Source organism: Ewingella sp. S1.OA.A_B6 (genome assembly GCF_049889095.1).
Classification (GTDB): domain Bacteria; phylum Pseudomonadota; class Gammaproteobacteria; order Enterobacterales; family Enterobacteriaceae; genus Ewingella.
This window is the reverse complement of the sequence record NZ_JBLJFK010000001.1, coordinates 582378-607406: the sequence shown is the minus strand read 5'-3', so window position 1 is coordinate 607406 and position 25029 is coordinate 582378. Positions and strand designations below refer to the sequence as shown.

Sequence of the window (25029 nt, the reverse complement as noted above, 5' to 3'; positions counted from 1 at the left end):
GCCAGCTACACTGAGCGCTCATGGTTTTCTCTTCTGAAGTGATTTCATATGACTGATATATCGCCTTTACTCAGCAAAATACCCGGGATCTATCACGGTTTCGGCGATAAAAGTGCTCTGCTGCCTGCCATATTACAACCCTTTGAGGCCACTCGCCCCAATAAGAAACAGGTACACGGCGTGCGCATTGTTGACGTTGTCGAACCGGCTCAGGAGAGCGGAGAAGCCGATGGCTTTTACACCGCGTTACCCGGTATCTTGCTGACCGTTTTCAGCGCAGATTGCCTGCCAATTATCTTCTGTAGACGGGACGGAAAGCACATTGGCGTGGTGCATGCCGGTTGGCGTGGGCTGAAGAGCGGTATCATTGAGAAAATGGCTGAGCGCATTAATAATGATGGATCAACGGCTGACTGGGTTGCCTCTGTCGGACCTTCCGCTCAGCCCTGCTGCTATGAAGTCAGCCAAGAACTGGTGGACGATTTCCTGACGGAACTGGACCTGCCCCCAGCGTTGATGGTCCCTGCCCTACGGCATCTAAATCTTGCCGCGATTGCCCAGGCGAAAATTCGCCAGCTGGGTTTTGCCTCCATAGATCATGCCGGAAGTTGTACAATTTGCAGCACCGTAGCTGATGCCTCCGGCAACGAGAGCTATAAGTACACCAGTTTTCGCCGCAACAGTCATCAGCGAGCTAAAGATCCCTCACACCCAAACATCAGTGGCCGCAACCAACAGTCTGGCATCATTATCATTCCAGACTGACAGGCACAAAAAAACCCGCACATGGCGGGTTTCTTTACAGCAGTAGCGGCTTAAATTGCCATTACGTTAACAGCTGAAGGGCCTTTCTGGCCGTCCTGAATTTCGAACTCTACGTTCTGGCCTTCAGCCAGAGTTTTGAAGCCGTTACCCTGGATTGCAGAGAAGTGTACGAACACGTCTTTGCTGCCGTCAGCAGGAGTAATGAAACCAAAACCTTTAGATTCGTTGAACCACTTAACTTGACCTTTGATCTTTGCCATCTTGAGTATTTCCTTTGGATTGTTTTAATCGCCATGAGGCTTTACATAGACAAACTAGAGTCGTTACTGCTTGAGGCACTAAGATATAAATCGGCAGAGAAGCGGTATTCAACGATAACGTTTTTACTCAGGTCTTCTTTACTGAAAATGCCACACATATACAGAACCGTACCTCGTTTTACCAAGATGCGTTATCACATAATCCGAATTCGATGGCAAGCCATTTTTAATCAGTGATAGAGGTGTCGCACATATTTACGACGACTAACGGCGCTAACTCAACCGTTAAGCTAAAATAGGTTGATAGGTATGCTTTTTTCTGCTTAACAACAGAGCAAGCTCATCGCTCGAAACAATAATTTCTTGCCGTGATTATTTAGGATTTAATGTAGAAGAATAAGCCTGCAAATCAGCCTCATTGGGATTTTTTATCTTTTAAATTATTACTGAAAGTACTGACAAGCACGTTTGAATCTGTACGAGAAACCGGCGGTATGCAGTGGCTTCCTGCGAGTGCTTACCGCATGCATACCCTTGTTTAGCAAGTCTTGTTGGCAGGCAGACTGTAACATGCAAGATAGCATCTTGTTCATCTTCCAACTGTGGTGTTATGTTTTCAAGAGCCACATTGCTGACGGGTTGTTCATTAGTCAAACGGCATTGGCGGTTGCCGTTGGTGCAATACATTTCTTTTTAGAGAATAAGTTGCACCATACCCGTGCAAACATGTCATACACTCTTTAATAAAAAAATTGTCGGAAATAATATGGGTAAACAGAAGAAAAACGCCCCGTTGAATAACATTATAATAGGGTCCAGGGTGTATTTTAACAACACGATGAAATAATGATAAGCCAGAGGTTAAATTAGTATTGCTTACGATTCACCCCTATATTCCGCCCTGATGGTAAGTTAAACATATCGTTCTGAATTAAATAAAATTTAACCGTGACGGGTATCACGATTTTATTTATTAACTGACAGTTATATAAAGAAAAACTGGTTTAACTCACCACCTGAGAATTTCAGCAGGAGTGAGGAACCATCCTAAGGTAGCGCTCACTCCTGGAGTCACGCGGCATTTCAAGCAGCCGTAATACTTTGCCCTATTTTCAGGGGAATAAAATGAGGTGCGACTTCATTGTGACCCTCTTTTGCCAGAGCCAATTCATGCAAGGGCTCATCTAAGGATTCATCAGCTAATTCAAAAACGCCCCAGTGGATCGGCACAGCTTTTCGGCATTTGAGTTCATAAAACACCGTTACCGCCTGTTGCGGATCCATATGTTGCGCACTCATGAACCATCTTGGTGCATAAGCCCCGATAGGAATAGCGGCAAGATCAAAGGGGCCTAACCGGTTACCAATCTCTTTAAACTGACGGCTATAACCGCTGTCGCCGGAGAAATAAAAGCGCAGCGTCTGACTGGTAACCACCCAACCACACCACAAAGAGCGATTACGATCCCAAGGTGTGCGCATACTCCAGTGACGTGCAGGAACGGCGTGAAAAGTCAGATCATCGGATTTATGCTGCTGCCACCAGTCAAGCTCCTGTACATCAGAAGCTCCCTGACGTTCCAGCCAACGTTTCATACCGAGTGGAACGATAAAAATCAATTGAGGGAATCGCTTGAGCAGCTGTTTTATGGTGGATTTATCCAGATGATCGTAGTGATTATGGGACAGCACGACGTAATCAATGTGAGGTAAGTCGGTCACATGGGCCGAAACAGGAGTTTTCCTTTTCGGACCATAAAAACTCAGCGGTGAGGCGCGGTCAGAAAGTGCAGGGTCCGTCAGCACGGTTTTACCTGCAACCCGAAGCAACAGACAGGCATGGCCTAAAAACCAGAGCCGATCTTCAGTGCCATTAAAATCCGCTTTTTGCCACCATTGGGCTATAAATTGCTGATAGCCCATCTGAGGTGGTTTTGGTAGTTGCTGTGCTTTGCGCTCACGTTGCCACCGTTTAAAGTCGCCCTCCTCACGATGATGGGGCTCGGGGTTAGCAAATCCTTCGGGCGTATGATGCGCCCGGGAAGGGTCGTAATAGCGATTTTTGAAGGCCATAACACTCCCGGTTTTATAAGATGCTCATCGCAATTGTGGTGATTAGCACTTGCCCTGATGATAGGACACCCCTATTTAGTTACACGAAGTTTGCTAACAATGCTTCTCACAACGTGCAAAACATGTCCGGAAAGACAAAGTAAAAAACCACGCTGAAGATGGACACTCAGCGCGGTTTTTATTAATGATAATTAGAATGGGCAACGTTTTACTGCTACCACAGCGCTAAGATATTCTCAGGCCGCTTCAGCACAAAGTTTAGTGAGATTTCTGGCTCCGATCATTAAGGTTGCAACATAGGATTGCCGGCGGGTAACCACTTCTACCGCCACCCGTGAATTTTGGTACTTGATCAGGTAAGTTGATGGCCAGCCTTGGCGTCGCGTGCCATAAGCCTTTTCATGGCTGTCAATGGCTGCATGGGCAACCACCAGATGGGAGAGAGTTTTATCACCTTTAATGATACGCTTCATAATGGACTCCGCCTTAGACACAACTGTCAAAATGAGGAAACATTAATCACTTGATACCCATCGCTTTATGCGACGCTTATTCGAATCACTTCTTTGTAGCTTTGTTGCAGATTGAGTATCTCTGCGGCTTTCTTTATGCGCAAGTTTTACTTAACAGGAAACAAACCATTGCTGCACGCAGAGGTCTGCGACTGTCAGCGTGCCAGAGTCCCTGATCACTTATGATCTGGGCTGACCAGAAGGTGTTATCAGGCATTTCGGTTGCATTGAGACTGATATTATTGGCGCAGATGATCGGCCAGGCATCGGAAGGGTTGTTACAATAATCCTTGCCCTTAACACCGCCGTACGGATACCACTTATCGGGTTCTTCGCCAGTCAGCAGGGCAATGCTATGGTTTACTTCGCTGTCTTTCTCTTCAGACCATTTAATCATGAATCATTCCATCAAGTGCAACTGTTGCCATGAAGCCTACGGCAGAATTAAGTCACTTTTATGAATACATCAGCGTTGATAAAAAAAACCCGCATTCGGCGGGCTCTGATCAAACACAAAATTATCGTTCGGGGATAAACCCGCGCAGACTGAGTGCAGAATCATCATCTATGGATTCTACTGACTTTTTCCCTGCAGCCTGTCCTGCTAAAATCTTCAACAGATCAGTTTGCTGTCGCTGATGGGCAGCGATCTCCTGCAGAAGTTGAATTTGCTGATTGGCCCTGACACTGGCCCGGTTGACAACAAACCATAACAACAAGAACAGCAAGACAAAAAGTACACACAGCACCAATGAGGCCAGGCTGGATTGGCCCATTGCGACATCAAACATTGACTATCCTACAGCTTAATTATTCCGAAAGAGTATCTTACCATTCCAGTACGGTCAGGGAAGGCATTCGCAAAAAAACAGCTGCTCCGGCCCCAGAACCTTCCCGCGAAATCCTACCAGGGGATAAAAGAGGTAATCGAACAGATACCCAAATCAAAATTTCCGCCCTGGTCACAATAGCTATTAAGCGCAAGAAGATACGACGCGATACAAGCAAGCAAGAAAACAAGAAAGATCATGATTTTCTTGAGGTTAAAGACTTTCTTTTTTAGTTTAATAGTATCGCTCTTGTGGGTTAACACGCGTTTCCTGGGGCTCAAAATCTGCATCCAACACGTCAATAATAATGCACTTATGCTACTCCACAAAACTTAAACAAAATTATAACAGATTGTTGTCGTTCCTCGAGGTAGCACAAATTCCTAAGTAGTTCGTGAACCTAAGATTCCACTGTTTTTTGTGTAAGTGATAGCGATGAAATATTCATTACATCTATACTCCTCAACATCCTGAGGCCCTCAGGAAATACAATAAGAGGAATATCCCTGATGAATGCAATTAAAGCCATCATCGTAGTAGCGATTATTTACGCTGTTTTTCTGTTCTCAGGCTATGGTGTCACGGTCGGCAGCAGTGAAAACGCCGCTGGTTTAGGGCTGAAGTGTCAATATTTGACTGCGCGGGGCATCGTTGATTCTCAGTATTTGCATACGGACAGCGGGATTGTCGGCGTTGCTAAATGCCCGATATTTAAACAGATTGATGAAGTAGTTGATAAAAAATAATACTCAGGATGCCTGCAAACGCGGGCATCCTTTTCATCTTCATCTTCATCTCATCAAAAATTCACTCTTTAACTGTCATGCTTGGTGAACTTGAGATCGATAAGAGAGATAGCTTTTTCGACAGCCCGCTTGGTCACCGGATCCGTGCCAGCTGGATGATGTGAAAAATCGATACTCTTCAACTGATGCGACATTTTGTCACGCACTTCGGTCGGCGCAATCACATCGATCACATCCAGAATTTGCTTTATCACTAACTGGCACGCAACCAGATCAGATTCAAACTCTTGTTCTTTCGTTAATAATTCAGACATGCAGACCCCTTTATCTATTCCATTCACCATCAATTCACGGCAGTCAGAATAACATGCAGCACACTATTTTTTACCCCCTCCACTTCGCTCATGGATTGATGTGCCACGAGATGCTCAAATATCGCTCAAACAGTCCCCCTGCCGCTGTGGTTATAACGGCAAATCTTCTATGCTTAAGCTATTGGACGGATGAGGGGACACGATGTTCGCACTGGTATTAACTATTTGTTATCTCGGTGGCGGCTGCGAGGATTTAGCCATCGACGCCTTCGATACTAAGCAGCAATGTATGGTGGCTATGCGCCAGGACGGTTTGCGCCACGCAGGATGTTATCCGATAGAAGATTTTATTGAAGGATATTGGTCTCCTGCTCAGGAAAATGCCGACTTCTAAGACCATGAAACCTCATTTTATGCTGTTATTGACTCTCAGATAACATAAATGTGAGTAAAGCATTGCCAAAATAAATCACCAAAGGTATGAATATCCTGTTACTTATTGATATTTAACTATATTGACAGGGCAGGAAATAATGAAACAAAGATCTAAAGCGGTTTTCAAGAAAATCCCTCTGGCACTTTTACTTTCTGGTAGTTTTCTTTCCACCCTCCCGGCATTGGCCGCTCAGGTGCCAGCAGGTGTCGAGCTGGCGGCCAGACAGGAAATTGTGCGTAACAACGGCAGCGAACCAGCCTCGCTTGACTCTCACAAAGTATCAAGCGATGTCGAATTCAATATTCTAAGCGATCTTTTCACCGGTCTTATCAGCATCGATGACCAGGGCAACCCACATCCTTCTCTGGCCGCAAGTTGGGAAAACAAAGACAATAAGGTATGGATCTTCCACTTGCGCCCGGACCTTAAATGGTCTGATGGCTCTCCCATTACGGCGCAGGATGTGGTCTTCAGTTGGCGACGATTAGTCGACCCGACTATTGGTTCTCCTTATGCAACCTACCCCGGCAGTATGCATATGCTCAATGCCACTGATATTGTCAGTGGCAAGAAGAAGCCAGATACGCTGGGCGTAAAAGCACTGGATGCACACACTCTTGAAGTGACTCTGGATCAACCCATTTCTTACTTCCTTGGTATGCTGGCCCACCCTACACTCTTCCCGCTCAGTCAGGCCGCCATGACTAAATATGGTGATAAATGGACTCAACCGGGTAATTTAGTCAGCAGCGGGCCTTTTAAACTTGATAGCTGGACGGTCAACGAACGGGTCACCGCGGTCCGAAATCCCAACTATTGGGACAATGAACACACGGTCATCAACAAAGTGACCTACTTACCGATTGCTTCCGGCACTGCAGATGTCAACCGCTACAAAGCCGGTGAAATTGACATCACATCAACGGTTCCTGAAATACAGTTTGCATCACTGAAGAAACAGCTGGGCGAACAGGTTCACGTCGGCCCTAAACTGGCGGTTTATTACTATTCCCTGAATACGTCACGACCGCCATTTAACGATGTACGTGTCCGTTTAGCACTCAATCTCGCATTAGATAAAAATATTATTGCTGGCAAGGTGTTGGGTCAGGGGCAAAAACCCGCATGGAATATCGTCCCAGATGACACCGGTGGTTTTACTTTTAAGAAAAATAAATATCAAGAGATGACCCAAGAACAACGCATCGCTGAAGCGAAAAAGTTGCTCAGTGAAGCAGGCTATGGCCCTTCTCACCCGCTGAAATTTAATTTGCTCTATAACACGTCGGAATCACATCAGCGTATCGCTATCGCGGCAACATCCATGTGGAAGAAAAATCTGGGCGTTGACGCCACATTGCAGAACCAGGAATGGAAAACCATGTTGGATACGAAACGTCAGGGGAACTATGACGCCGTGCGCTATGCATGGATTGCCGATTATAACGAGCCGTCAACCTTCCTCAACACGCTTCGTACGGGTGACAGCGAGAACTCATCGAAATTTAGCGAACCCGCTTATGACAAAGCACTGGATAATGCCTTAAATGCACCCGATAAAGCGCAAGTAGGTCAATATTATCAAGAGGCTGAAAATGTCCTGAGCGCTCAGGTGCCGGTCATTCCGCTGTACCAGTATGTGAGTGCAAAACTGGTCAAACCTTATGTGGGGGGTTATGACAATCAAAGCCCGCTGGGGTATATCTACGCCAAAGATTTATACGTAATTAAACATTAAAGACGTGATTAAATAACAAGTAACGCTTAGTTTCATAGGGCTTTCGGGCAGGCTTCAGCCACCAGAAAGCCCTATCTGTACCCTGACACCCGCCACCCTCTTTTCATCATCGGCTAAAAAACCCTGCTTCGAGAAACTTGCCACGCCGTTTTCAGATGTTAAATTGGATGCAAATCACACAACGGGAGGTAAGATGAAATTCTCGGAAAGTGAGATACAACCACTATGGGATGAAGTTTCGCGCATTATTGGCGATGCCGCCATTCAACTGCATCACCACGGAAAACCCTTTAACGCGGAGGTACTGGTCAGATACCTTAGCCACCAGCTTAGCGAAACCGAAGACGTAAAACGCCGCGTCCTGCTGGGCGCAGCCATTAATATGTTGAAAACCAACCGGCTGCGTAATTGAGCGCCGTCATCAGATCAAGCTGATGGCGCAATCTCCGGCGACAAAGTGCGCAGACACTTTTCGAGCACCACATAGTGGCCTTTATCACCATACACGTGGTTGTTGATCACCATCCAGTGCAGTGTCGCTTCAACGTCCGCAATCAGCCTCCGCGCATGTAACCCCGGTTCCACAATTTTTTCGCCTTGTGCGTCGATAAAAAAATAATCGTAATTCGCAGCAGTGACAAAGATACTGCTGGGCGCATCAGCATTGGCCTCTTTATCAATACTCCAATCAACAACCTCTTCCCCCAGTTCACCTTGAGCAAGCGCCAGGTTAATGATCGCCAGCGTATCGAACTCTACTGACTGGGGTAATGACGCTATCATTGTGGCCCGAATTGCTTTATAAAAAAGAACGAAATTTTGCATGACCACCTCGAATATGCACACGCTCACCCTCCGGCTACGTGTAGGTAGCCAGACGATAATTGCCTGTAAACTGTATCATTCATTAAAAGGAACGCAGTGAAAAAGCGTTACCTCAACATTACTCACCTAACTTATTGATACCGGCTGCCCTTCCCTGAGCAAACAGAAAAATTCTCTGGGTAATATCATCTGCCCCAAGGATATTGCCTTTTTGTTCCTGGTTAGCCCGGGAGTAGGCAATATCATGAGCCTGATCGACCATACTGATCACCCTGTCGCGGGTATGTTTATCAAGACTTCCCAGCAAGGTTGTGAGGATTGCCTGATAGGCATTCGACGCGTAAGCAAGCTGCTTTTCGCGCTGTTCAAGCGCATCAATCCGCGCTACCAGAGAGTGCAAAAGGTCATGATCAGACATAGTGATATCCCTCGGTTCTGGTGGATATAACCTGGTTTAATGCTGGCAGCGGGTGCCCCACTACACATGGCACAAGATCTGTTAATAAGTTTAGCAGAAACAGAAAAAGTGCTTTGTTGCAAGTTCCCCCCCGATGGTAAATATCCGGCTGATAGCGCTCCATGAATGTTTCCGGTTTATTGAGCGGTGAAAAACCAAACTTCGCATACAAACCATGTGCATCGCTGGTCGCCAGTGTTATACGGCGTAACCCCTGTAACTCTGGTGCTGCCATAATCTCGACCATTAACATTTTGCTATACCCCTTCCCACGATGCTGCGGTAAGACAAAAACGTCGACCAAATTAGCAAAGGTCGCAAAATCGGTGATAACGCGGGCGAAGGCAACTTGCTGTTCCGCGAGATATCCCCCAAAACAGAGGGACCCTTCAATTGATTTTTCCACCACGGCTGCGGAAATACCTTTTCCCCATGCAGAGTCTTCACTTAAAAAACGGTGGATAAGCGCCAGATCCAAACGCGCTTTATCCGTAGACACCAGTAATTTCTGCATCGTTACGCCCTCCTGAAGGAAAAGTTACGCTCTAAAACCTCAATTTGTTACCGTTACTCTCAAGGCATTCATTAAACCAATACTCAACAATGCATCAAGTCCCTGCACACGTTAATTAAGTTGTAACTGCGGCATCCCTTTTCACCGCGAAGCAAACGCCCATACCTTCTGGTATCACCACGTTATACCGAAAATATTGCGTAACAACTGCAGCACCTGGTTACAGATAGCCCGATGGCATATCACAGCGGAGTGTGACATTTTCGCCATCAAGTTTACGGGTTAATATAATGAAAGGTGAAATGAAGATTATGGCAAAAAATACGGTTTCAACGTTGGCTTTAGTGCTGATGCTTTCAGTAAGCTCACTGGCTCATGCGGCAGGTTGTATTAAAGGGGCCGTCGTTGGCGGAGTTGCAGGACATCTCAGGCATCATGCAGTTCTCGGTGCTGTGGCCGGTTGTGCCGTTGGTCATCATATGGCGGCTAAAGCCAAAGCCGAACAGGCTAACGCTGCGACAAAATAATCGCCTTTCCGCGCAGGGCACCCTGCGTTGCCATGCGCGTTATAACTCGATGATCTCAAACAGGCCACTGAACAGCGGCTTACAGAGGATTTTGTATCCATCACTGTCGAAATGAGTTGAGACCTTCTGGAGGTCCTGCGCTTCGCCCAGCGAATTGACCGTCCCGAGGTAAAACCAGTCCTGAACGATATGATATTGCGTAAAGGCCCTGCCTTGCTCAACAATGGCGATTCTTCCCGGCCAATTCCAGCAATTAACACGCAGTGACTCCAGCGCAAGCAGCAGCCTTCTATGGTGCTCTTCGGCAGATTCGACACTGCAGCATGCCCCGGCACAACGCTTTAGGCTGAAGCGAAAACAGGCCCGATTTGTGCTGATTTTCTCAATACCCAACACGCCATAGCAGAGCTTTTGTTCATCTGCGATGTTACGCAACTTTTCCAGCGCCACGCTGCGGTTAGTGAACAGGCCAAACAGACCCTGAGTGGTAGCAAAATCAATATCTTTAGCATAAGCCACCACCACCTTACCGCTCTGAACATGCAGTGAACAGAGCTGCTTTGAGCGACGCAGCCGCTTGTTAAACAACGGCTGCTGCTCTTTAATCATTCGGGCTTCGGTCAGCAACGCTCCCAGTTCCCCTGCAGTTTCCATAAACGAAATACGGATAGTCTGACGCAATAACTTCGCTTCATCTTTGGCACGAAAATGCGACATTACGCGGCTGCGGATATTGACGCTTTTACCAATATAAAGCGGTAAACGATCGCTTAAACCGTGGAATATATAGATACCCGGCAGCGACGGTAATTCGGTCAGGCTGGCGCGCAGGTGCTCAGGGTATTGGTAAACTTCAGCATCAAATTCGCTGCGGGACACATTCCTCAAACGCTTTACTCACTTAATCACTCAGTTCAATAGTATTTTTAAGGCGACACCACAACCCGGTTTCGCCCTTCCTGCTTGGCACGATACAGGGCTTCATCTGTTTTTTTTAACACCCGCTCATACTGAATCTTAAGGGAACTATCATCAGCGATACCCAAAGAGATGGTGATCTTATCCGATTGTGGTATTTGCATCCCTTCCACGCTCTGGCGCAATCGCTCGGCCATTTGCGAGGTACCCGGTAACTCTTCACCGCCGTTACGGCATAGGATATCACTCTCACGCGAACCGGCACGAATTTGCTGGGCAAGCAGCTTGATCACTTCATCGCCAACGTCATGACCATAGGTATCATTGATCTTTTTAAAATGATCAATATCCAATGCAATCACCGAAAAATTCAGCTTCATTTGCTGAATATACTCCAGTGCCGTCGCCAGCCCACGCCAGTTGAAGGCACTACCGAGAAGCCCGCAAGTAACGCTTCACCCGCTATCATCATGCTGCCATTCTTGTCCTTCCTGACAGCGTGGATAATGGGTCTGGGCGCCAGCACTTCACCGATGCGTTTGGTATCCTGGTGGTAGAGGATCCGTCGGCCGTTATGCACAATAAGATGGATAAAACGTCGTCAACTTGATTGCTTATAGATCTAATCCAGTGGATTCAAACAATAAAAATCGTGTTTTTTACAGATAAAAATCTGCCAATAATAATTTTCAATTCATTGAATTAATTATAAATAAAATCAATCTTGCAAAAATATTCTATTTTGCACGAGCAACAATCACCGTATTAAGCCCAGTTAGGAATCCCAATATTAGCTATGTTCGTTGTGTAAATAGACCCGTTTTAGTTCGATGCACTTTTTGAGATCCCGACCGATTGATTGATGCTTTCCCCGAATTAGATGCAATCATAATCAGAAACGAACGGCTTAATGAAAGCATAAAACAACCGCCCCTTGTGAACTGCACCCAAAAAAGTTGGAAACCCAACGAGTAAGGGTGCAGTTCACAAGGGGCTGTTGTCTTGAACCGGTTATCGCTGCTGGTCCGAAGGCTATCTTACCCAGTTTCTAACTATGCCATTTTTGTCAAACCAAATCATCAGTGAGTTAGTGTCTTGTTTACTCTGACTATTAGCGACATTTGCTGCAGTAGAAGCTCCCGATATTGGAATGATAGATGCTGCTGCATTCATTAAATTGAAGCCTTCATCAACAGAGTAGTACCAACTTTCCTCTCCATTGGCTTTGATACTTATTCTACCCGACTCAGGTTCTCCAAAGTCTCGCCTGACATCAGATTTAGTCGTCTTACCCACCACTACGTGCTGAGTGATGTACTCGCGACTTAGCTTGTCAGTATTGCCACCTAAAGACATACTACCAGATGAGCAACCAGACAAAAGTAAAGTGATCAATAACAATCCATAAGTAGCCTTCATGCCATTCCCCTATATGTTGAACGTCTCGATAATGTATGGGATTGTTGTTTTTTTGTAAATGGCATTTCGATTCATTGTTAATTGTTATGAAGTAAATTCTATGCTGGGACTCTGACCTCTGAATAAGTATTCTTCATTTAGCTGCAGATGATGTAGTCCTGAAGATATTCGATCACTTAGCTATATTTAATGGCTGATGCTCAAAGTTCGGGGTGTACTAATCAACGGGGAGCACAGATCAGTGAAGTGCCACACAAGCGAGAGAAGTCCGCCCTTTTGTTGTTCAGGGTATCGACGCACAGAAATTACTGGGCCATAAAAATCAGGAAATGACTGATCGATACAACGATGACCGGGGGAAAAGACTGGGTTACTTTAGCGCTTTAAATAGAGCGAATTTCATACAGTTTTGCAGAAGAATTTTTGAAGAGATGAAAAACAAAGGGAGCGTGATGCCCCCGATGTTTATTTTAACAATGCCGCAATTACATATTTGCGATCATTGCATCACCAAACTCTGAACATTTCAGTAGTTTAGCGCCTTCCATCTGGCGTTCGAAATCGTAAGTCACGGTTTTAGCCGCGATAGCGCCTTGCATACCTTTAACGATCAGGTCTGCCGCTTCGAACCATTCCATATGACGCAGCAGCAGAGGGAGAAGTCTACGTTAATTAGTTGATTTAAAATAAAAATACCTCATCCTTCCAGCCAGATATGTGTAGAAAACGCCGTTAGTAACTGCATGAAATTGCTAAGAATTAAATTAGTTTTGCAGAAGGTTTTCTGGGTGACTCAACGAAAAGGCTCAATACGTATATTCTGTATTGAGCCTTTTTCTTTTACTCTGCACATCCCTGCATATGCACGTTATTTCAATGAGTTATAAATTTCTTTCCGGCCATGCTATTCACCACCATGCACCTGTGTGAAAATTTCATGCCCCATACATGCCCCACTACTTTCCAGATCTGCATTCCAAAAACAAAAAGAGCAGCTTCACACCTTCGCGGAACAAAGCTACTATTCTTCTGCGGCGTACATAGCGCCGTTCTGTGAAAACCATTCGGGTGCGCACCCACTTTTCTTAAAGTCTAACTTTCATCAGATCTGCAAATCTCGTCGTATAAGCGGGAGAAAGCATCTGGCGTTTCATTTCCCATGTTTTTTGTATGCCCTGGCCTGCAAACCACACCCGCCCTTTTCCGCTGTGATTGATGCCATCGAGAACAGCCATGAGTTGCTCACTGTTAGAACGTGGTTTGTACTCGTCGAAAAGGCCAATCTGGGCCACTCCCTGACTGTAGAAATCACCGAGCATCACTCCGCACTTTTGAAATCTATGCCCGTCTTGCCAGATTGCATCGAGGCACTGGGTTGCCGCGGCTACAATGTCTCTGCTGTCTTGCGTCGGTATCTGAAGCTTAGTGCCTGCTGTTTTGCCGTAGTAAACCTCACTCACTGCGAATGGGCTTGTTTTGACGAACGCTGAAATGTAGCGGCAATATTGCCGTTCACCCCGAAGTTTTTCAGCAGCGCGCACTGCATGGCTGCAAATAGCTTCTCGCATCAGTTCGTATTCAGTCACGCGATCACCAAAGGAACGAGAACATACTATTTGCTGCTTAGCCGGTGCGAATTCTTCAAGTTCAAGACATGACTCTCCACGCAACTCTCTAACGGTCCGCTCGAGCACGACATTAAAGTTTTTTCGGATCAGACCTGTCGGGGCATCGGCAAGCTGTAACGCTGTTTTGATCCCCATGTCGTTTAGCTTTTTCGATATCCTGCGCCCAACTCCCCAAACATCACCAACTTCGACTAACGCCATCAGCTTACGTTGCCGGGCAAGAAGTGAGAGATCAACGACGCCGCCGGTCTTTGACCATTTCTTTGCTGCATGATTTGCCAACTTTGCGAGAGTCTTTGTTTGACCGATACCAACGCCTACGGTTAGACCAGTCCATTGCAGAACTTTCGCCCTCACTTCTCGCCCGAACGCCTCCAGATTCTGACAATTGCTGACACCCTGTAAATTCATGAAGGCTTCGTCAATAGAATAGACTTCGACCGCCGGTGACATTTCCTCAAGCACTGTCATTACCCGTGAGCTCATGTCAGCATAAAGCGCGTAGTTACTGCTGAAGGTAACAATCTTGTGCTTATCGAAAAGGTCACGCATTTTGAAAAATGGATCGCCCATCTTGATGCCAAGCTTTTTGGCTTCTGCGCTGCGGGCTATCACGCAGCCATCATTATTGCTTAGAACGACGACTGGGCGTCCCCGCAAGTCAGGGCGAAACACAGTCTCGCAACTGGCATAGAAGCTGTTCACGTCGGCGAGTGCAAACATTATTGGAACCCATTAATGCTGAACGTGACAACTCCAAAAACTTCTAAGTCCTCGCCGCCGTCATGCAGAACTATCGGTGGAAAATCGGGATTCATGGGCTCTAGCTTTACGACCGGATGAGTACATAAACGTTTCACTGTGTACTCTCCAGCGATGGAGGCGATGATGATGTCACCGTGTTTGGCCTGGAGGCTCCGATCAACAACAAGTAATGACCCTTCATAAATCCCGGCGTCTATCATGCTCATCCCTGTCGCCATGACAAAGTAGGTTGCTGCAGGATGGTTTACGCAAAGCTCATTTAAATCAATACCTTTCTCAATATAATCCTGAGCAGGAGAAGGGAATCCAGCTTGAACTTTGTCTTGAAAAAAAGGTATAAGGAGCTTTAGTGGCTCAGGAATTGGGTAAAAGATATTCATAACTCACGCTCACAATTACTGTTTATGCATACAGTATAATCGCAAGTTTTTAAGTCTGTGAAGGGATTAAAGAGGAGAGGTTCTTAGATGGCTGATCTTCAAGGCAATAAAAAACCCCGCCGGAGCGAGGCTTATTCATTCATTGTTCAACTTAACTAATTAGCAGCTAACTGCTTCGTATCTTCTGCTTTCATGTCGATGTTGATCATTAAATAGCTCAGAAGCCCCTCAAGTGCACCTTTCCTGGCAGCATCATTTTCTGCAACCAGATAAAAAGATGTAGGAACATCGTAAGGTGCCTTATCGGCTGGCAGCACTGAGAAATTAAGTGCTGCAGTTGACCTGTTCGGGCTACAAATAATATTCCACCCATTAACATCATGCTGGGTAGCTTTGCACTTACTCATTCCATAGCTATATGCCATTTTTGAGCTGACCGAGCCCATTGCATTTTGCACATAGTCTGGCTCCCCACCACCACTAAAATTACCATATGCAATGCCAGCAACTAACAAGAGCGGAACGGCATATAAATAAATATTCCTGATCTTCACTTAACTAGCTCCCAAAAAACATTAAACACTTCGCCTGTGATTAAGAATACTCTCAATTGAATTGCAAATAAATGTCAATTTTTGAGGTTTTTTAATCACAGTGAGTAACTATTCATTTCTGTTTGGTTACTTTTCAGGAGATGCAGGCCATTTGATGTCAGGGGCTGCAGTAGGATCTATGGCATCTAGTGCATCGAGATAATCTAGCCACAGGTTGTACTGCGCCAAGTCATCACCCTTTAAACGCCCAATAGCTGCTTTGCCCGGCCACTGTTTATTGTTCATGAATGAATTGGCCTCTGACATGCGAGATTCTTTGTCTGTTTTAGCAAGTACCATGATTTCTTCTTGAGTGAGTGGCGGCACATCAATCCACACCGGCATCCCATTCTTATCTGCTCCCCGCATTTTACCTGCTGGAATAACGTCGAAAAATATCTCGTAAGTTCCATCAGGAACATCAACCCCATCGGCTGGCCATGAGTTAGCCTTAACATAGTCTTCTTTCATTGATGTTGGATAAAATGCCAGGGTTTTTGCGCTAAATACGTATTCCATGAATTAATCTCCGATTGCGACCCAACTAATTGGGGTCTGAGTACGCGATACATTAGAGCTACCAATGGTTGCAACCCACGCGACCAGCTGATACTTGGTTCTATCCACAGGATTTATCATAATAATATTGGCATTGTTAAAATCGACACCAGAACCGATGACTTGATAGCAATTGTTTGGGAAGGGGATTGGAAAGTTTTGCTGTAATAATACTGATGCACTACTGCCAGTTTGCCCCCACTGCACAATAATCCCACTTGGCAATTTGAAGTAGCTGTTTGTTTTCCCGAAGAAGCTCATGTCAGGGATTTGGCCGGTGCCATTCCCGACTTTAGCTATTTTTAAGAAATAACCACCCAGTGCGGTCATAACTTGATTATCTTTTTCCGGATCAATCGCAATTCCAGCAACGGTCAGGATGTTAATCAATTCTCTTTGAATTGTGTTCAGCCAAGCAGCATCAAGAATCGTGGGTGCTGTACCTGCAGCAACGTTACCGTTTGTCCACTCGCCGTTAGCGTCTGCAGTTTGGGTTATATTGCCAATTTTTTGCATAGTAATTCCTCGCCGTTAAGGCGTGTGATGTCGCTGTAACGTGATGTTTAGAGGGTATAGCCAAATTTCACTATGGTGTGTGAAGGAGTAAGAGAACTTAAGCGACATTCCAGGCGGCGATTACCCCACGAGCGCAGAGGATCTCCGGCATAGGATTGCCCGGCCTGCGCATAGGTAATAGTCGTTTGTGGGGCTGTTACGAGCCAGGTAAAAGGCCAGTCTTCGCCATTTAACGCATCACCGCACACTGACATACCGGCGCGAGCCTGCCGAAATACAGTAATACTAATGTCAAATCCCAGGGCTTTGGCTATACCGATAAAATAAGCTGCCGATTGTCCGCCGGTGCTGAAAAGCTTGGAAAGTATCGCCTTTTGCCTCAGTGCAATACTGTCATTCTCACCAATTGCACAATCATCAGGTAGTCCGAGCGTCTTTTCCCAATCGGTTAACATGATCGTCGCAGTTGCAGGAAAGGCCCCCTCCAAAAGCGTGACCGCAGAATCATCACTTCGCTGATAAGACTGTGCCAGCGCCCGAATGACGGCAGATTGCACGCTGTCCATATTTCGCGGCCACACCAACCCTGTCGGTAACAGTCCCTGCAAGGCGGATGCATAATCCATTGCTGAATATCGGCTCATGTGTAGGTCACCGTTCCGCGCACCGGGAGTTCCCCTGTCGCAGTAATGATATTGGCTGTGGGAGACGTCAGAATAAATCCACTGGTGCCGCTCACGTTACTCAGCGCAATAACCAAATCAGAAAGCAGAACCTTACCTCCGGTCGGATCCCCTGACTCGAAAAACACACCGTCTATCGCGGCGTTAATCGTCGCTGTCGTCATGCTGTCGGCCGTCGAAATTCCATCAATAATAAAATTGACCGTTTTCCTGATCGGTGAACAGACATATACCAGCGCGGTAACGGGCTGGAGTGGATAGATATAGTCGGCAACGCGCCCCTGATCGCCTGTGGCCTTTACCGCTGACCAGTTTTCCAGTTCTGAGATACCATCCGTACCAACGGGAAATCCATTATTGGAGGTGCCCGTACCGTCGGTCATGATATAAACACCAACCGTCCCGGCCCCCATCAGTCGGCGGGCTGTCCATGCGCGCGTAACACCTGATACCGCCAGCGCCCATGATTCATAATCATCGTCGTTGCCACCCTGCGGCGTATTTTGATACGCCAATAGCATGCGGGTGCGAAAAGCATCTTCACTTTCGATATCCGCACCATTAGTGATCGCGGTGCTGATGGTAATAACTGAATCAATACCCGAAATGCTGCTATCCAGCGTCAGTTGAGTTCCCGCTGGTGTATTCCCGGCGGCGCCACCTCCGGTCGGGTCGTCGTTCGGATCAAGAAGTACGGCCGTGATAGATCCGGTGCCGCTTCCTGCATCAACTATCGTAACCTCTGTATCAGTAGTGTACTGATAACCGTCCCCTCGGTTTAGCACCGCTCCCACAGGAATTTTTTTCCCTGCAGTACCGGTGAAAATCACGGCATTGTTCGTTCCCGCATTAGCAGCTTTCTGCGTCACGCTTTTCAGCGCCGCCCAGCCAGCCAGATTTTCATCAGTGGCGCTCCATGGCACAGACTGTTTCGCGATCCAATCGAGATACCCGTAATGCAAATAAGCCAGACCCGCATTTGCCGATCCGAGAATATTGAGATTGGAGAATCGTAAAGGGGTACCTACCCCTTTCAGTTCTGACTCAATGGCGGCGAGATTACGTGCACGCAGATCACTGAGCGTTGGCCGGTTATATGGCATCTTTTAGGACTCCCAGACCCAGAAATAGCGTTTTGATACCGCATTTTTCCCCGGCTTTTGGTAAGTAATGACAAGGTTAAGACGGTTCGGATAAACAATTTGTGTTACCGGTGTAATGCTGGCGACTGCGCCGTCGTCAATGAGCCATTTCAATGCCTCTGAAGCAAAGCCCTCAGCTTTGTTCGCAGTGGCCACGGTGAGCTTTTGGCGGCGCAGTAACCATAGGCGAGATCCAATCGGATAATCCTGCCCCACGTCCCCCCACCAACCTCGGCGATCATCGCCATCAATATCATCGTCTGCGCGGGCAAGCCGGTCGGTAAAAAGGCTGATTAAAATAGCCGTTTCCAGATCATTGCTTTCCTGTAGATCACCCGTTGCCTCAACCCAATCCCCGACAGACTGTTCTCCGTTCCAGAGCGTAGTGATATCAGTCATTTCACTTGCTCCCCAGGCACTTCACTGGTCGGTGAAGAATCCCCGCTTTGCACATTTTTAACCACATGATCATGATCGTTATACGTTTCTCGCAGGTTTTTCAGCGTTGTTGTATTACTGCCAGCGTTATCAACAATATCGCCAGAACACTTCAATAACGGCGTATCAGCAAAGATTTCCTCCGATGCAACGATGGTCACCTTAGTGGCGTTGACCACCGTGACTGGCTGACTGTTGGCATCTATTTCAATCCCCGTTTCCGTCAGTTTTACGTGCATACCCCACAGGTTGTAGATAATTGTTTCTCCGGCATTAAGACCGGTTTTTCGACTGCCTTTGTGCCCTGATGCAATCACTACAGCATTTGAACGATCACCAGACAGGTATGCGATAAGGACATCAGAGTCTGCTGGCAGCGAAGATGAAAACCCAAATTCCATAAGACGCGGAGTATCGTTTTTGACCTCAAGAGCAGTTTGGTATTGAACTTGCTGGATGCCACCCGCGTCGTTGGTGAGCGTTGCACGACCAATACCTAGCATCATCATGGTCCTGCGATAAAGTGTACTGATTGCTGTCATCGGTTTAACTCCGGGATCAGGCTGTAGAAGCGGTAAGGCTGAACGGAGAACGCGGCAGGTGGCATGAGCACCATCTGCGCCACAGTCCCGCGGTCATCTTTGAGAAAGGTCACCTCAGCCAGCAGCCAGAGCGCATCTGTGATACCCAGCTTGGGAATATTCAAAGGAATTAACGTATTGGGTTCCCACAGCTTACCGGCACTGTCCCGCCAGTTATCAATGGTAACTTGCAGGACTTTGGAACGCCCGTACCGCCGGTTCATTTCCCAGTCGATGGCCTGCTGTGCCAGTTCCCTGGTGTTCATTGTGCTTTCGACAATGATGATGCGGTTTCTGTAACGCATTTGGGCAACGTCCGGATCATTCGCCGTTGCTTTCGTTACCGCACCATAGCCGCTGTCGTCCACCAGCGGGTTGATCGACATAGAGACACCGGTGTACTCGGAAAAACGCTCATCCATTGAAGCCTCGTAAGCAGCGGCTTCAATATTGACGCCCTGTGCGCACCCGCTGGCTGCTTTTTTAGTGCCGACGCGTGTCAGATAAAGGCTTCCGTCAGGAAGGTCATAGTAAAGCAGCGCCGCCCAACGGGTAATGCGGTCAATAATTTCCTGCGAGCTTTCACCCCAATTGAGTGTGAACTGAGGGACATTCTCCATGCTGTCCACATCGCTTGATACCGTAATGCCGTAGGGAGCAGCGAGACGCTGAGCAATTTGCAGAACCGTCGCGCCGGTGATCACGTTGTTGTTCCACTTAGCTGAGCAATCTACAAGGTCCTGGCACTTGCTGCGCCCAGTTGCACGAACCGCGTGCTTTGTAGCAGAAATCATCGGTGCCCAACGGTCGATATAGCCAGTGATAACCGTATCACTGCCAAGTTTTACCACGCAGGGATCGCCTTCTTTCACTAACTGCTTGTCATCGCTGCCAGGGAATTCATCCATTAATGACAGGTCAAAGTCGCTGGGCATTCGCTCTATGCTGCGCGTGATGCGTACCTGATCCCACCCCGATAGTATTTTCCCACCGATGGTGAGCGTCATTTCATCACTCATGAGGTCAGTGCCCTGAAGGTAAGCGGCATAAACGCCGGATGGACCGGATCCCCTGTTTTCACCAGACCTTCGGTGCGGTCAGCATCCTGATACAGTCTGTTAGCCAAATTCAGCGCCGGCAACGGCTGCCCGAACGTGACGGTAGAGATGTTCGCCAGAAGCGCGCCCTTTTCCATTAGCGTGGAATTCACGGTGGTTTTTAAAACAGAAAGCTCGCTGAACACGACGTCATAACCCGCATCTGCCGCCGCCAAAGAAACGGTATCTATGGCCGTCACCATGCGCTGAAGTAATGCCGTTGCGTCGTCATAACTCACTGGCTCATATAGGGAAGCGGCATAGGCCATTGCGCCGACACAAAGCGTATTAAGGTAAATCTGAACAGAAAGTGTGATGCTGCTGTCGCTGCTGGCTGGTCGATAAGTAGTATCAGAAAATCCCGCAAGTGTTTCAAACATGCGGATCAGGTCCAGACCTTTCGCTTCACTGGCTAACAGAGTGTTAATCACATCCTGCGCACCACTGGCATAAGATGCGATGCTGGTTGATGACAGCAGGCTGGCTGTTGATGCCTGCGTTTGCGCCCTGTTCTCCACTGCAGCGGACATCTTTTGTGAAACCAGCAGTTCATAGTCATCGGTGTCAGCATCTGATGACGTGGCGGCGGTTGCGCCCGACGCACTACCACCTACGGTGCCGGTGTTATACCGACCATACCGGCTGCTGCCGAACGTTGATTTCAGTGTATTGCTGAGGTTTGTTGCTTCATTAGCAACCCGGGTCACCATGCCGGTCCAGAATGAGACCGTACTTTTGATGGTCTTTATCGCCTGCGTGACCGTCCGAATATCAGAATTAACCTCCGCAATAAATGTGGCCGCAGACTTTGCCGCCAGCGCCAGCCAGGAGGTTTGCACGGTGGAAACTGCTGAAGAAGCGCTCGTTATGGCAAACACCCGCAGCCCAGATTCAATGACCGTGAGTGAAAACTCAAAAACGCGCTCTGAATCTTTGCTTTCTCGCAGCTTAAGCCCGCCTTCGGGGATGCTGACCGTCAGTTCGCCAAGCGTTGGGTGGATCAAGGTGCCAGCACCTAAACTTTCACAGGCTGCAATCAAGCTGTCCCGCTGCGTCATCACGTCCGGCGCGTTGTAAACGAGGCTGCTTTGAATAATAAAACCGTTTAACGTCAGGCGACGCGTAGAGCGCCCCATATCTTCGACCCACGCCGTGTCACGGTATGGATATTCATGGATGGCTTGACGTCGACCGAAGCTACCGTCGCCTTCCACTACCGCGAAGGGAACCCCTCGGAATGAGGCGGGATGAATGTGATCCTGCCAGTTCCAGCTATCGCCGGAAAAACCCAGAAGTGAAGAAAGCGCATCTTTCAGCAGTGGCATTCCGTCCCCCAAAAACAGAAAACCCGCCGAAGCGGGTTAGGTTGATAAATATCACGGCATCGACATGGCCGCAGTCACTTTGCCGCCCGAGCCAGAAGCCCTTTGTCGCTCACCGGTACGACCGTTGATCAGCGTCACTTCAATCTTGCTGGCATTATCTTTCAGCGCCGTAGACAGCGCATCGACCACCTTCTGCGTATCCGCACCCTTTTCGCCCTGGGGCGCTGCAGTAGATGCAGAGGTATTTATATTTTGTTCGCTCGAGCTACCTGATTGAGTGCCTCCACCAGACAGAGGATCATCAGTTATCGGCATCAATGAATCACCGCTATTGGATGCGTTGTAATGATCTGGAAGTCCGGGCATAACCCGCCCCAAATAGTCGCGCGTTTCTTTCGGTGCATAAGCTAGACCTAAGCTACTTACCCTTCCGGGCCCCCAGTTATAAGCTGCTATGGTTTTTTTCATGTCGCCGCCGAACTGAGTCAATAGGTCGGAAAGATAATGTGCTGCGGCTTCAGCTGATTTGTCGGTGTCCATTCTGTCGGCACGATCTTTAAGTCCGTATTGCTGTCCCGTTGCTGGCATAAACTGGAATGGCCCTTCAGCACCTGCTGGAGAAAAAAGGTGTTTCCCGCCAGCAGACTCAGCTTGATAGACATTATTCAGTGTCCCTCGAGGGATTTTGTACTTCGATTCTAGCTGTGAGAATGACGATGGCTCAGAGCCAGATTGTGGTGAGCGCACATTACCTGCTGGCTCAACCGATGATGGCGGCTGTACATACAGACCGTTTACATCCTGCTGTAACTGTTTGGCGGCATCGGTAGCGCCATAATAGCTATCGAACTTTTTGACCAAATCCCCTGACGCATAGCCCAGGTTCAAGTCTAACTTTTCATCCCACGACAGCGTTTTCTTAAATGCTTCATCTTGACCAGCGCTTCGCAGCCGATCTGCTTGCTTCCCGCCGCTGTTCCAGGTCATTAGGGAGCCCACTGTTGACGCATCCAGTCCGTGCTGCATGATTTGAGAGACATCATCAAAGCTTTTCTGAACAGTCGGGGCTTGACCGAGCCACGCCTGCCCCTTCATTAACATCCCATCCCAAGCTGCGGAGATTTGGTTTACCTGGTTTCGGAACGCTAAGGCATTTTGAACATCTTTATCAGAAAATATCAGACCATCACGCTGGGCCTGGTCTTTCAGGCGTTGGACCTGATCTGTACTCTGACGCAAGAAGCTCAGGAGTTCAGGTGAAAATCTGCCCACCTGCGCAATCACCGCCTGCCTGGCTGGGGTCTGTTTCAGCATGGCCTTGTTAAGGTCATCCATCAGCTTTACAACATCCGCCATCCCTTCCTTGGTTTTACTGATTTTGATGCCCATCTGTGCCAACAGTGCGTTAAAGGGATCATCACGCGCATTCAGGGCATCATTGGCGCGCTGATAGAGGCCAGTGACTGAACTTTCCGCTGAATCCCGTGCAGCCCCATTCTCGATCATGGCACCAGTCAGTTCCTGATATGCTCGCGTGGTCGTACTGATGTTTTTGGACGTTGTATCGATTTTATACCCAGAATCGGCATATTCCTTTATGGATGATTTAACCCCGTTAATCACTGTGGCCAGCCCACCCAACCCCAGCGTTAAGCCACCCACCATTTTCAGCGGCGGAACCAGGTCACCCACAAACTGCACGCCATCCCTGGCATTTTTTGCCAAATTTCCCAGCCTAGCGCCAATCTCATCAACCCCCTCAGAGGACTGTCGGCCGCCAAGCTGCAACCCCGTGCGCGCATTGTCCAACTGAGGTAGCAGCTTTTTCACGGCGTCATCGATGTTCTGAATCGACTGAGAAACCTGATCGTCAGCCCTCAGTTGGAAATCAAATGCGTTGGCCATTACTTATTTTCCTTTACCTTATTGATGCGTTTCGCCTGCTCAAGCCACCAAGCGAGCTTTGACCAGGTCATTGCCCACCCGTCCCCTGCTCCCCAGCCGTAGTAGTAAGTCACATCGGCTATGCGGTCACGCCATCTGCCGCCGTCGGGGAGTAGTTTAAAAAAACCAGCAGGTATGTCTCGCAGCGTTTGTAATCGGTAAAGGAAAGCCGGTTAATCACCGGCAAAGGAATACCAGCCAACTCCGAAACTAATGTCGCCATCGCCGTCAGCCCCCCCTTAGCAGTTTGAGTTTTATAGAATTGATCTACTTGCTCAAGGTAAGGTTCGCAGAGGTCAACACTTACCCACGCCTGTTTACCGTTGTTGTCCTCAAGCTGACGAGACAACATTATTGATGTTGCACTCGCCGGTACCGCACTCGGGTCAGACTCTTCGGGCTTAAAATTTAAGAAGGTGAGAATAAATGCCTCACATTGCTTAAAGGAGGAAAAAGGCAGGCGCTTTACCGCTGTCGTCGGAATACCTGACAACAGAGAGATCAGCAGGCCAGCGGCGCTGAGCGCGCCGTTTTTTTTTTGTTCATCAAAGAATTGGCTCACCTCTATTAATGCCGGTTCATGAAGCTCAACCGCTTCCCACGACAGCTTACCGCTGGCATCAGTCAGCGGTTTATCCAGCGGGATAGTAATGGTTTTATTCTGCTCTTCCATGATCAGCTCTCCACGACGTCAAAACCTTCCCAGCGTACGTCGAAGACCGCGTCTTCGCTGTCCACTTCTTGCGACTCGACCGTCCACATGCCGGTACCAATAATTGTTTTCCCGTTCGCCAACTCTGCCACAACGGTCACATTGGTCATGGCAGTGAAATCCGCCACGGTGGTGCCCCCGCTATCGCGAACCTGGCATGAGATGAACGGCGCAGCGGGCTTCTCTTTATAGCCATGCACGTAGTCCATACCGGTCAGCGTTTCACGCTTGAGCTTTGAAGGACTGTATTTAAACTGGCCGGCGACCATGATCGAGACGCCGTTCGTTGTCACAAACGCGGTTCCCGCCAGGCGGTTAGATGTATCTGCCATG

The 25029-nt window shown here is 47.9% G+C and carries 34 protein-coding genes and 2 pseudogenes; 7 read left to right on the top strand and 29 right to left on the bottom strand.

Annotated features, from left to right (window positions below; genetic code table 11):
- Nucleotides 1-48: 48 nt before the first annotated feature.
- The gene (locus ACMV8I_RS02955) at nt 49-765 is read left to right on the top strand and encodes a purine nucleoside phosphorylase YfiH/LACC1 family protein (RefSeq protein WP_498863717.1); all 717 of its coding nucleotides are present in this window, start codon (nt 49-51) and stop codon (nt 763-765) included.
- Nucleotides 766-815: 50 nt separating this feature from the next.
- Here the strand turns inward: ACMV8I_RS02955 and cspE are convergent, their stop codons facing one another.
- The 7 genes from cspE to mgrB all read right to left on the bottom strand — a co-directional run bounded on the left by cspE (nt 816) and on the right by mgrB (nt 4640).
- Nucleotides 816-1025: a transcription antiterminator/RNA stability regulator CspE gene (gene cspE, locus ACMV8I_RS02950; protein ID WP_140472021.1), complete on the bottom strand. Its 210-nt coding sequence runs from the start codon at nt 1023-1025 to the stop codon at nt 816-818.
- Nucleotides 1026-1066: 41 nt separating this feature from the next.
- A complete protein-coding gene (locus ACMV8I_RS02945) occupies nt 1067-1183 on the bottom strand; it encodes a DUF2627 domain-containing protein (protein WP_140472023.1) in 117 nt (38 codons plus the stop codon).
- Nucleotides 1184-2108: 925 nt separating this feature from the next.
- Nucleotides 2109-3098 carry an MBL fold metallo-hydrolase gene (locus tag ACMV8I_RS02940; protein ID WP_498863716.1) on the bottom strand — a complete coding sequence of 330 codons (990 nt, stop codon included), beginning with the start codon at nt 3096-3098 and terminating at the stop codon, nt 2109-2111.
- A 236-nt stretch (nt 3099-3334) separates the two neighbouring features.
- Nucleotides 3335-3571, bottom strand: coding sequence for a DUF4060 family protein (locus tag ACMV8I_RS02935; protein ID WP_188472122.1), 237 nt, complete (start codon nt 3569-3571; stop codon nt 3335-3337).
- Nucleotides 3572-3704: 133 nt separating this feature from the next.
- Entirely contained in the window at nt 3705-4007 is a 303-nt protein-coding gene (locus ACMV8I_RS02930; protein WP_498863715.1) for a phage protein NinX family protein, read from the bottom strand.
- A 121-nt stretch (nt 4008-4128) separates the two neighbouring features.
- Nucleotides 4129-4401, bottom strand: a complete 273-nt coding sequence (locus ACMV8I_RS02925) for a YebO family protein (RefSeq protein ID WP_498863714.1) — start codon at nt 4399-4401, stop codon at nt 4129-4131.
- Nucleotides 4402-4514: 113 nt separating this feature from the next.
- Nucleotides 4515-4640 carry a PhoP/PhoQ regulatory lipoprotein MgrB gene (gene mgrB / locus ACMV8I_RS02920; RefSeq protein ID WP_498864701.1) on the bottom strand — a complete coding sequence of 42 codons (126 nt, stop codon included), beginning with the start codon at nt 4638-4640 and terminating at the stop codon, nt 4515-4517.
- A 309-nt stretch (nt 4641-4949) separates the two neighbouring features.
- Here mgrB and ACMV8I_RS02915 point away from each other — a divergent pair, with 309 nt between their 5' ends.
- On the top strand, nt 4950-5186 hold the full coding sequence (locus tag ACMV8I_RS02915; protein WP_498863713.1) for a YobH family protein: 237 nt from the start codon (nt 4950-4952) through the stop codon (nt 5184-5186).
- Nucleotides 5187-5254: 68 nt separating this feature from the next.
- On the opposite strand, the gene ACMV8I_RS02910 is transcribed toward ACMV8I_RS02915, so the two are convergent.
- A complete protein-coding gene (locus tag ACMV8I_RS02910) occupies nt 5255-5500 on the bottom strand; it encodes a DUF2766 family protein (RefSeq protein WP_498863712.1) in 246 nt (81 codons plus the stop codon).
- Between the two features lie 202 nt (nt 5501-5702).
- Between ACMV8I_RS02910 and ACMV8I_RS02905 the strand changes: the two genes are divergently transcribed.
- From ACMV8I_RS02905 to ACMV8I_RS02895, 3 genes are all read left to right on the top strand, one after another.
- Nucleotides 5703-5894 (top strand): YdfD/YebW family protein, encoded by a 192-nt coding sequence (locus tag ACMV8I_RS02905; protein WP_498863711.1) that lies wholly within the window; start codon nt 5703-5705, stop codon nt 5892-5894.
- A gap of 139 nt (nt 5895-6033) precedes the next feature.
- A complete protein-coding gene (locus ACMV8I_RS02900; RefSeq protein ID WP_498863710.1) occupies nt 6034-7674 on the top strand; it encodes an ABC transporter substrate-binding protein in 1641 nt (546 codons plus the stop codon).
- 193 nt (nt 7675-7867) lie between these two features.
- Nucleotides 7868-8086: a YnaE/YdfK family cold shock protein gene (locus ACMV8I_RS02895; RefSeq protein ID WP_498863709.1), complete on the top strand. Its 219-nt coding sequence runs from the start codon at nt 7868-7870 to the stop codon at nt 8084-8086.
- A 14-nt stretch (nt 8087-8100) separates the two neighbouring features.
- Here ACMV8I_RS02895 and ACMV8I_RS02890 read toward each other — a convergent pair whose 3' ends face one another.
- The 3 genes from ACMV8I_RS02890 to ACMV8I_RS02880 form a co-directional block, all read right to left on the bottom strand.
- A complete protein-coding gene (locus ACMV8I_RS02890) occupies nt 8101-8499 on the bottom strand; it encodes a hypothetical protein (RefSeq protein ID WP_498863708.1) in 399 nt (132 codons plus the stop codon).
- 118 nt (nt 8500-8617) lie between these two features.
- Complete coding sequence (locus ACMV8I_RS02885; protein WP_498863707.1) at nt 8618-8917, bottom strand: hypothetical protein; 300 nt, start codon at nt 8915-8917, stop codon at nt 8618-8620.
- Entirely contained in the window at nt 8910-9470 is a 561-nt protein-coding gene (locus tag ACMV8I_RS02880; protein WP_498863706.1) for a GNAT family N-acetyltransferase, read from the bottom strand. Before ACMV8I_RS02880 ends, ACMV8I_RS02885 begins: the two co-directional genes overlap by 8 nt.
- 311 nt (nt 9471-9781) lie before the next feature.
- Here ACMV8I_RS02880 and ACMV8I_RS02875 point away from each other — a divergent pair, with 311 nt between their 5' ends.
- On the top strand, nt 9782-9997 hold the full coding sequence (locus ACMV8I_RS02875; protein WP_498863705.1) for a hypothetical protein: 216 nt from the start codon (nt 9782-9784) through the stop codon (nt 9995-9997).
- A 39-nt stretch (nt 9998-10036) separates the two neighbouring features.
- Here the strand turns inward: ACMV8I_RS02875 and cho are convergent, their stop codons facing one another.
- The 3 genes from cho to ACMV8I_RS02860 form a co-directional block, all read right to left on the bottom strand.
- A complete protein-coding gene (gene cho, locus ACMV8I_RS02870; RefSeq protein WP_498863704.1) occupies nt 10037-10876 on the bottom strand; it encodes an excinuclease Cho in 840 nt (279 codons plus the stop codon).
- A 47-nt stretch (nt 10877-10923) separates the two neighbouring features.
- The gene (locus ACMV8I_RS02865; RefSeq protein ID WP_498863703.1) at nt 10924-11295 is read right to left on the bottom strand and encodes a GGDEF domain-containing protein; all 372 of its coding nucleotides are present in this window, start codon (nt 11293-11295) and stop codon (nt 10924-10926) included.
- Nucleotides 11296-11947: 652 nt separating this feature from the next.
- Nucleotides 11948-12334: a hypothetical protein gene (locus tag ACMV8I_RS02860; RefSeq protein WP_498863702.1), complete on the bottom strand. Its 387-nt coding sequence runs from the start codon at nt 12332-12334 to the stop codon at nt 11948-11950.
- Nucleotides 12335-12618: 284 nt separating this feature from the next.
- Between ACMV8I_RS02860 and ACMV8I_RS02855 the strand changes: the two are divergent.
- Nucleotides 12619-12696: pseudogene (locus ACMV8I_RS02855) on the top strand (hypothetical protein); the annotation flags it as partial.
- 123 nt (nt 12697-12819) lie between these two features.
- Here the strand turns inward: ACMV8I_RS02855 and ACMV8I_RS02850 are convergent.
- The 15 genes and pseudogenes from ACMV8I_RS02850 to ACMV8I_RS02780 form a co-directional block, all read right to left on the bottom strand.
- Nucleotides 12820-12987 (bottom strand): annotated as a pseudogene (locus ACMV8I_RS02850) (NADP-dependent isocitrate dehydrogenase); the annotation flags it as partial.
- Between the two features lie 432 nt (nt 12988-13419).
- Nucleotides 13420-14685, bottom strand: a complete 1266-nt coding sequence (gene umuC, locus ACMV8I_RS02845) for a translesion error-prone DNA polymerase V subunit UmuC (protein WP_498863701.1) — start codon at nt 14683-14685, stop codon at nt 13420-13422.
- Nucleotides 14685-15107 (bottom strand): translesion error-prone DNA polymerase V autoproteolytic subunit, encoded by a 423-nt coding sequence (gene umuD, locus ACMV8I_RS02840; RefSeq protein ID WP_498863700.1) that lies wholly within the window; start codon nt 15105-15107, stop codon nt 14685-14687. Before umuD ends, umuC begins: the two co-directional genes overlap by 1 nt.
- Nucleotides 15108-15262: 155 nt before the next feature.
- Entirely contained in the window at nt 15263-15661 is a 399-nt protein-coding gene (locus tag ACMV8I_RS02835; RefSeq protein ID WP_498863699.1) for a hypothetical protein, read from the bottom strand.
- Between the two features lie 126 nt (nt 15662-15787).
- Nucleotides 15788-16219, bottom strand: coding sequence for a tail fiber assembly protein (locus tag ACMV8I_RS02830; protein ID WP_498863698.1), 432 nt, complete (start codon nt 16217-16219; stop codon nt 15788-15790).
- Between the two features lie 3 nt (nt 16220-16222).
- The gene (locus ACMV8I_RS02825; protein ID WP_498863697.1) at nt 16223-16774 is read right to left on the bottom strand and encodes a gp53-like domain-containing protein; all 552 of its coding nucleotides are present in this window, start codon (nt 16772-16774) and stop codon (nt 16223-16225) included.
- A 47-nt stretch (nt 16775-16821) separates the two neighbouring features.
- Nucleotides 16822-17418 (bottom strand): YmfQ family protein, encoded by a 597-nt coding sequence (locus tag ACMV8I_RS02820; protein ID WP_498863696.1) that lies wholly within the window; start codon nt 17416-17418, stop codon nt 16822-16824.
- The gene (locus ACMV8I_RS02815) at nt 17415-18560 is read right to left on the bottom strand and encodes a baseplate J/gp47 family protein (protein WP_498863695.1); all 1146 of its coding nucleotides are present in this window, start codon (nt 18558-18560) and stop codon (nt 17415-17417) included. Before ACMV8I_RS02815 ends, ACMV8I_RS02820 begins: the two co-directional genes overlap by 4 nt.
- A gap of 3 nt (nt 18561-18563) precedes the next feature.
- Nucleotides 18564-18998, bottom strand: coding sequence for a phage GP46 family protein (locus ACMV8I_RS02810; protein WP_498863694.1), 435 nt, complete (start codon nt 18996-18998; stop codon nt 18564-18566).
- A complete protein-coding gene (locus ACMV8I_RS02805; protein WP_498863693.1) occupies nt 18995-19579 on the bottom strand; it encodes a phage baseplate assembly protein domain-containing protein in 585 nt (194 codons plus the stop codon). The genes ACMV8I_RS02810 and ACMV8I_RS02805 overlap by 4 nt, the downstream gene beginning before the upstream one ends.
- Complete coding sequence (locus ACMV8I_RS02800) at nt 19576-20637, bottom strand: phage baseplate assembly protein (RefSeq protein WP_498863692.1); 1062 nt, start codon at nt 20635-20637, stop codon at nt 19576-19578. The genes ACMV8I_RS02805 and ACMV8I_RS02800 overlap by 4 nt, the downstream gene beginning before the upstream one ends.
- Nucleotides 20634-22040 (bottom strand): DNA circularization protein, encoded by a 1407-nt coding sequence (locus ACMV8I_RS02795; RefSeq protein ID WP_498863691.1) that lies wholly within the window; start codon nt 22038-22040, stop codon nt 20634-20636. Before ACMV8I_RS02795 ends, ACMV8I_RS02800 begins: the two co-directional genes overlap by 4 nt.
- 51 nt (nt 22041-22091) lie before the next feature.
- A complete protein-coding gene (locus tag ACMV8I_RS02790) occupies nt 22092-23945 on the bottom strand; it encodes a lytic transglycosylase domain-containing protein (RefSeq protein WP_498863690.1) in 1854 nt (617 codons plus the stop codon).
- Between the two features lie 118 nt (nt 23946-24063).
- A complete protein-coding gene (locus tag ACMV8I_RS02785) occupies nt 24064-24657 on the bottom strand; it encodes a phage tail assembly protein (protein ID WP_498863689.1) in 594 nt (197 codons plus the stop codon).
- Nucleotides 24658-24659: 2 nt separating this feature from the next.
- Nucleotides 24660-25028: a phage tail tube protein gene (locus tag ACMV8I_RS02780; protein WP_498863688.1), complete on the bottom strand. Its 369-nt coding sequence runs from the start codon at nt 25026-25028 to the stop codon at nt 24660-24662.
- Between the last annotated feature and the right edge of the window lies 1 nt (nt 25029).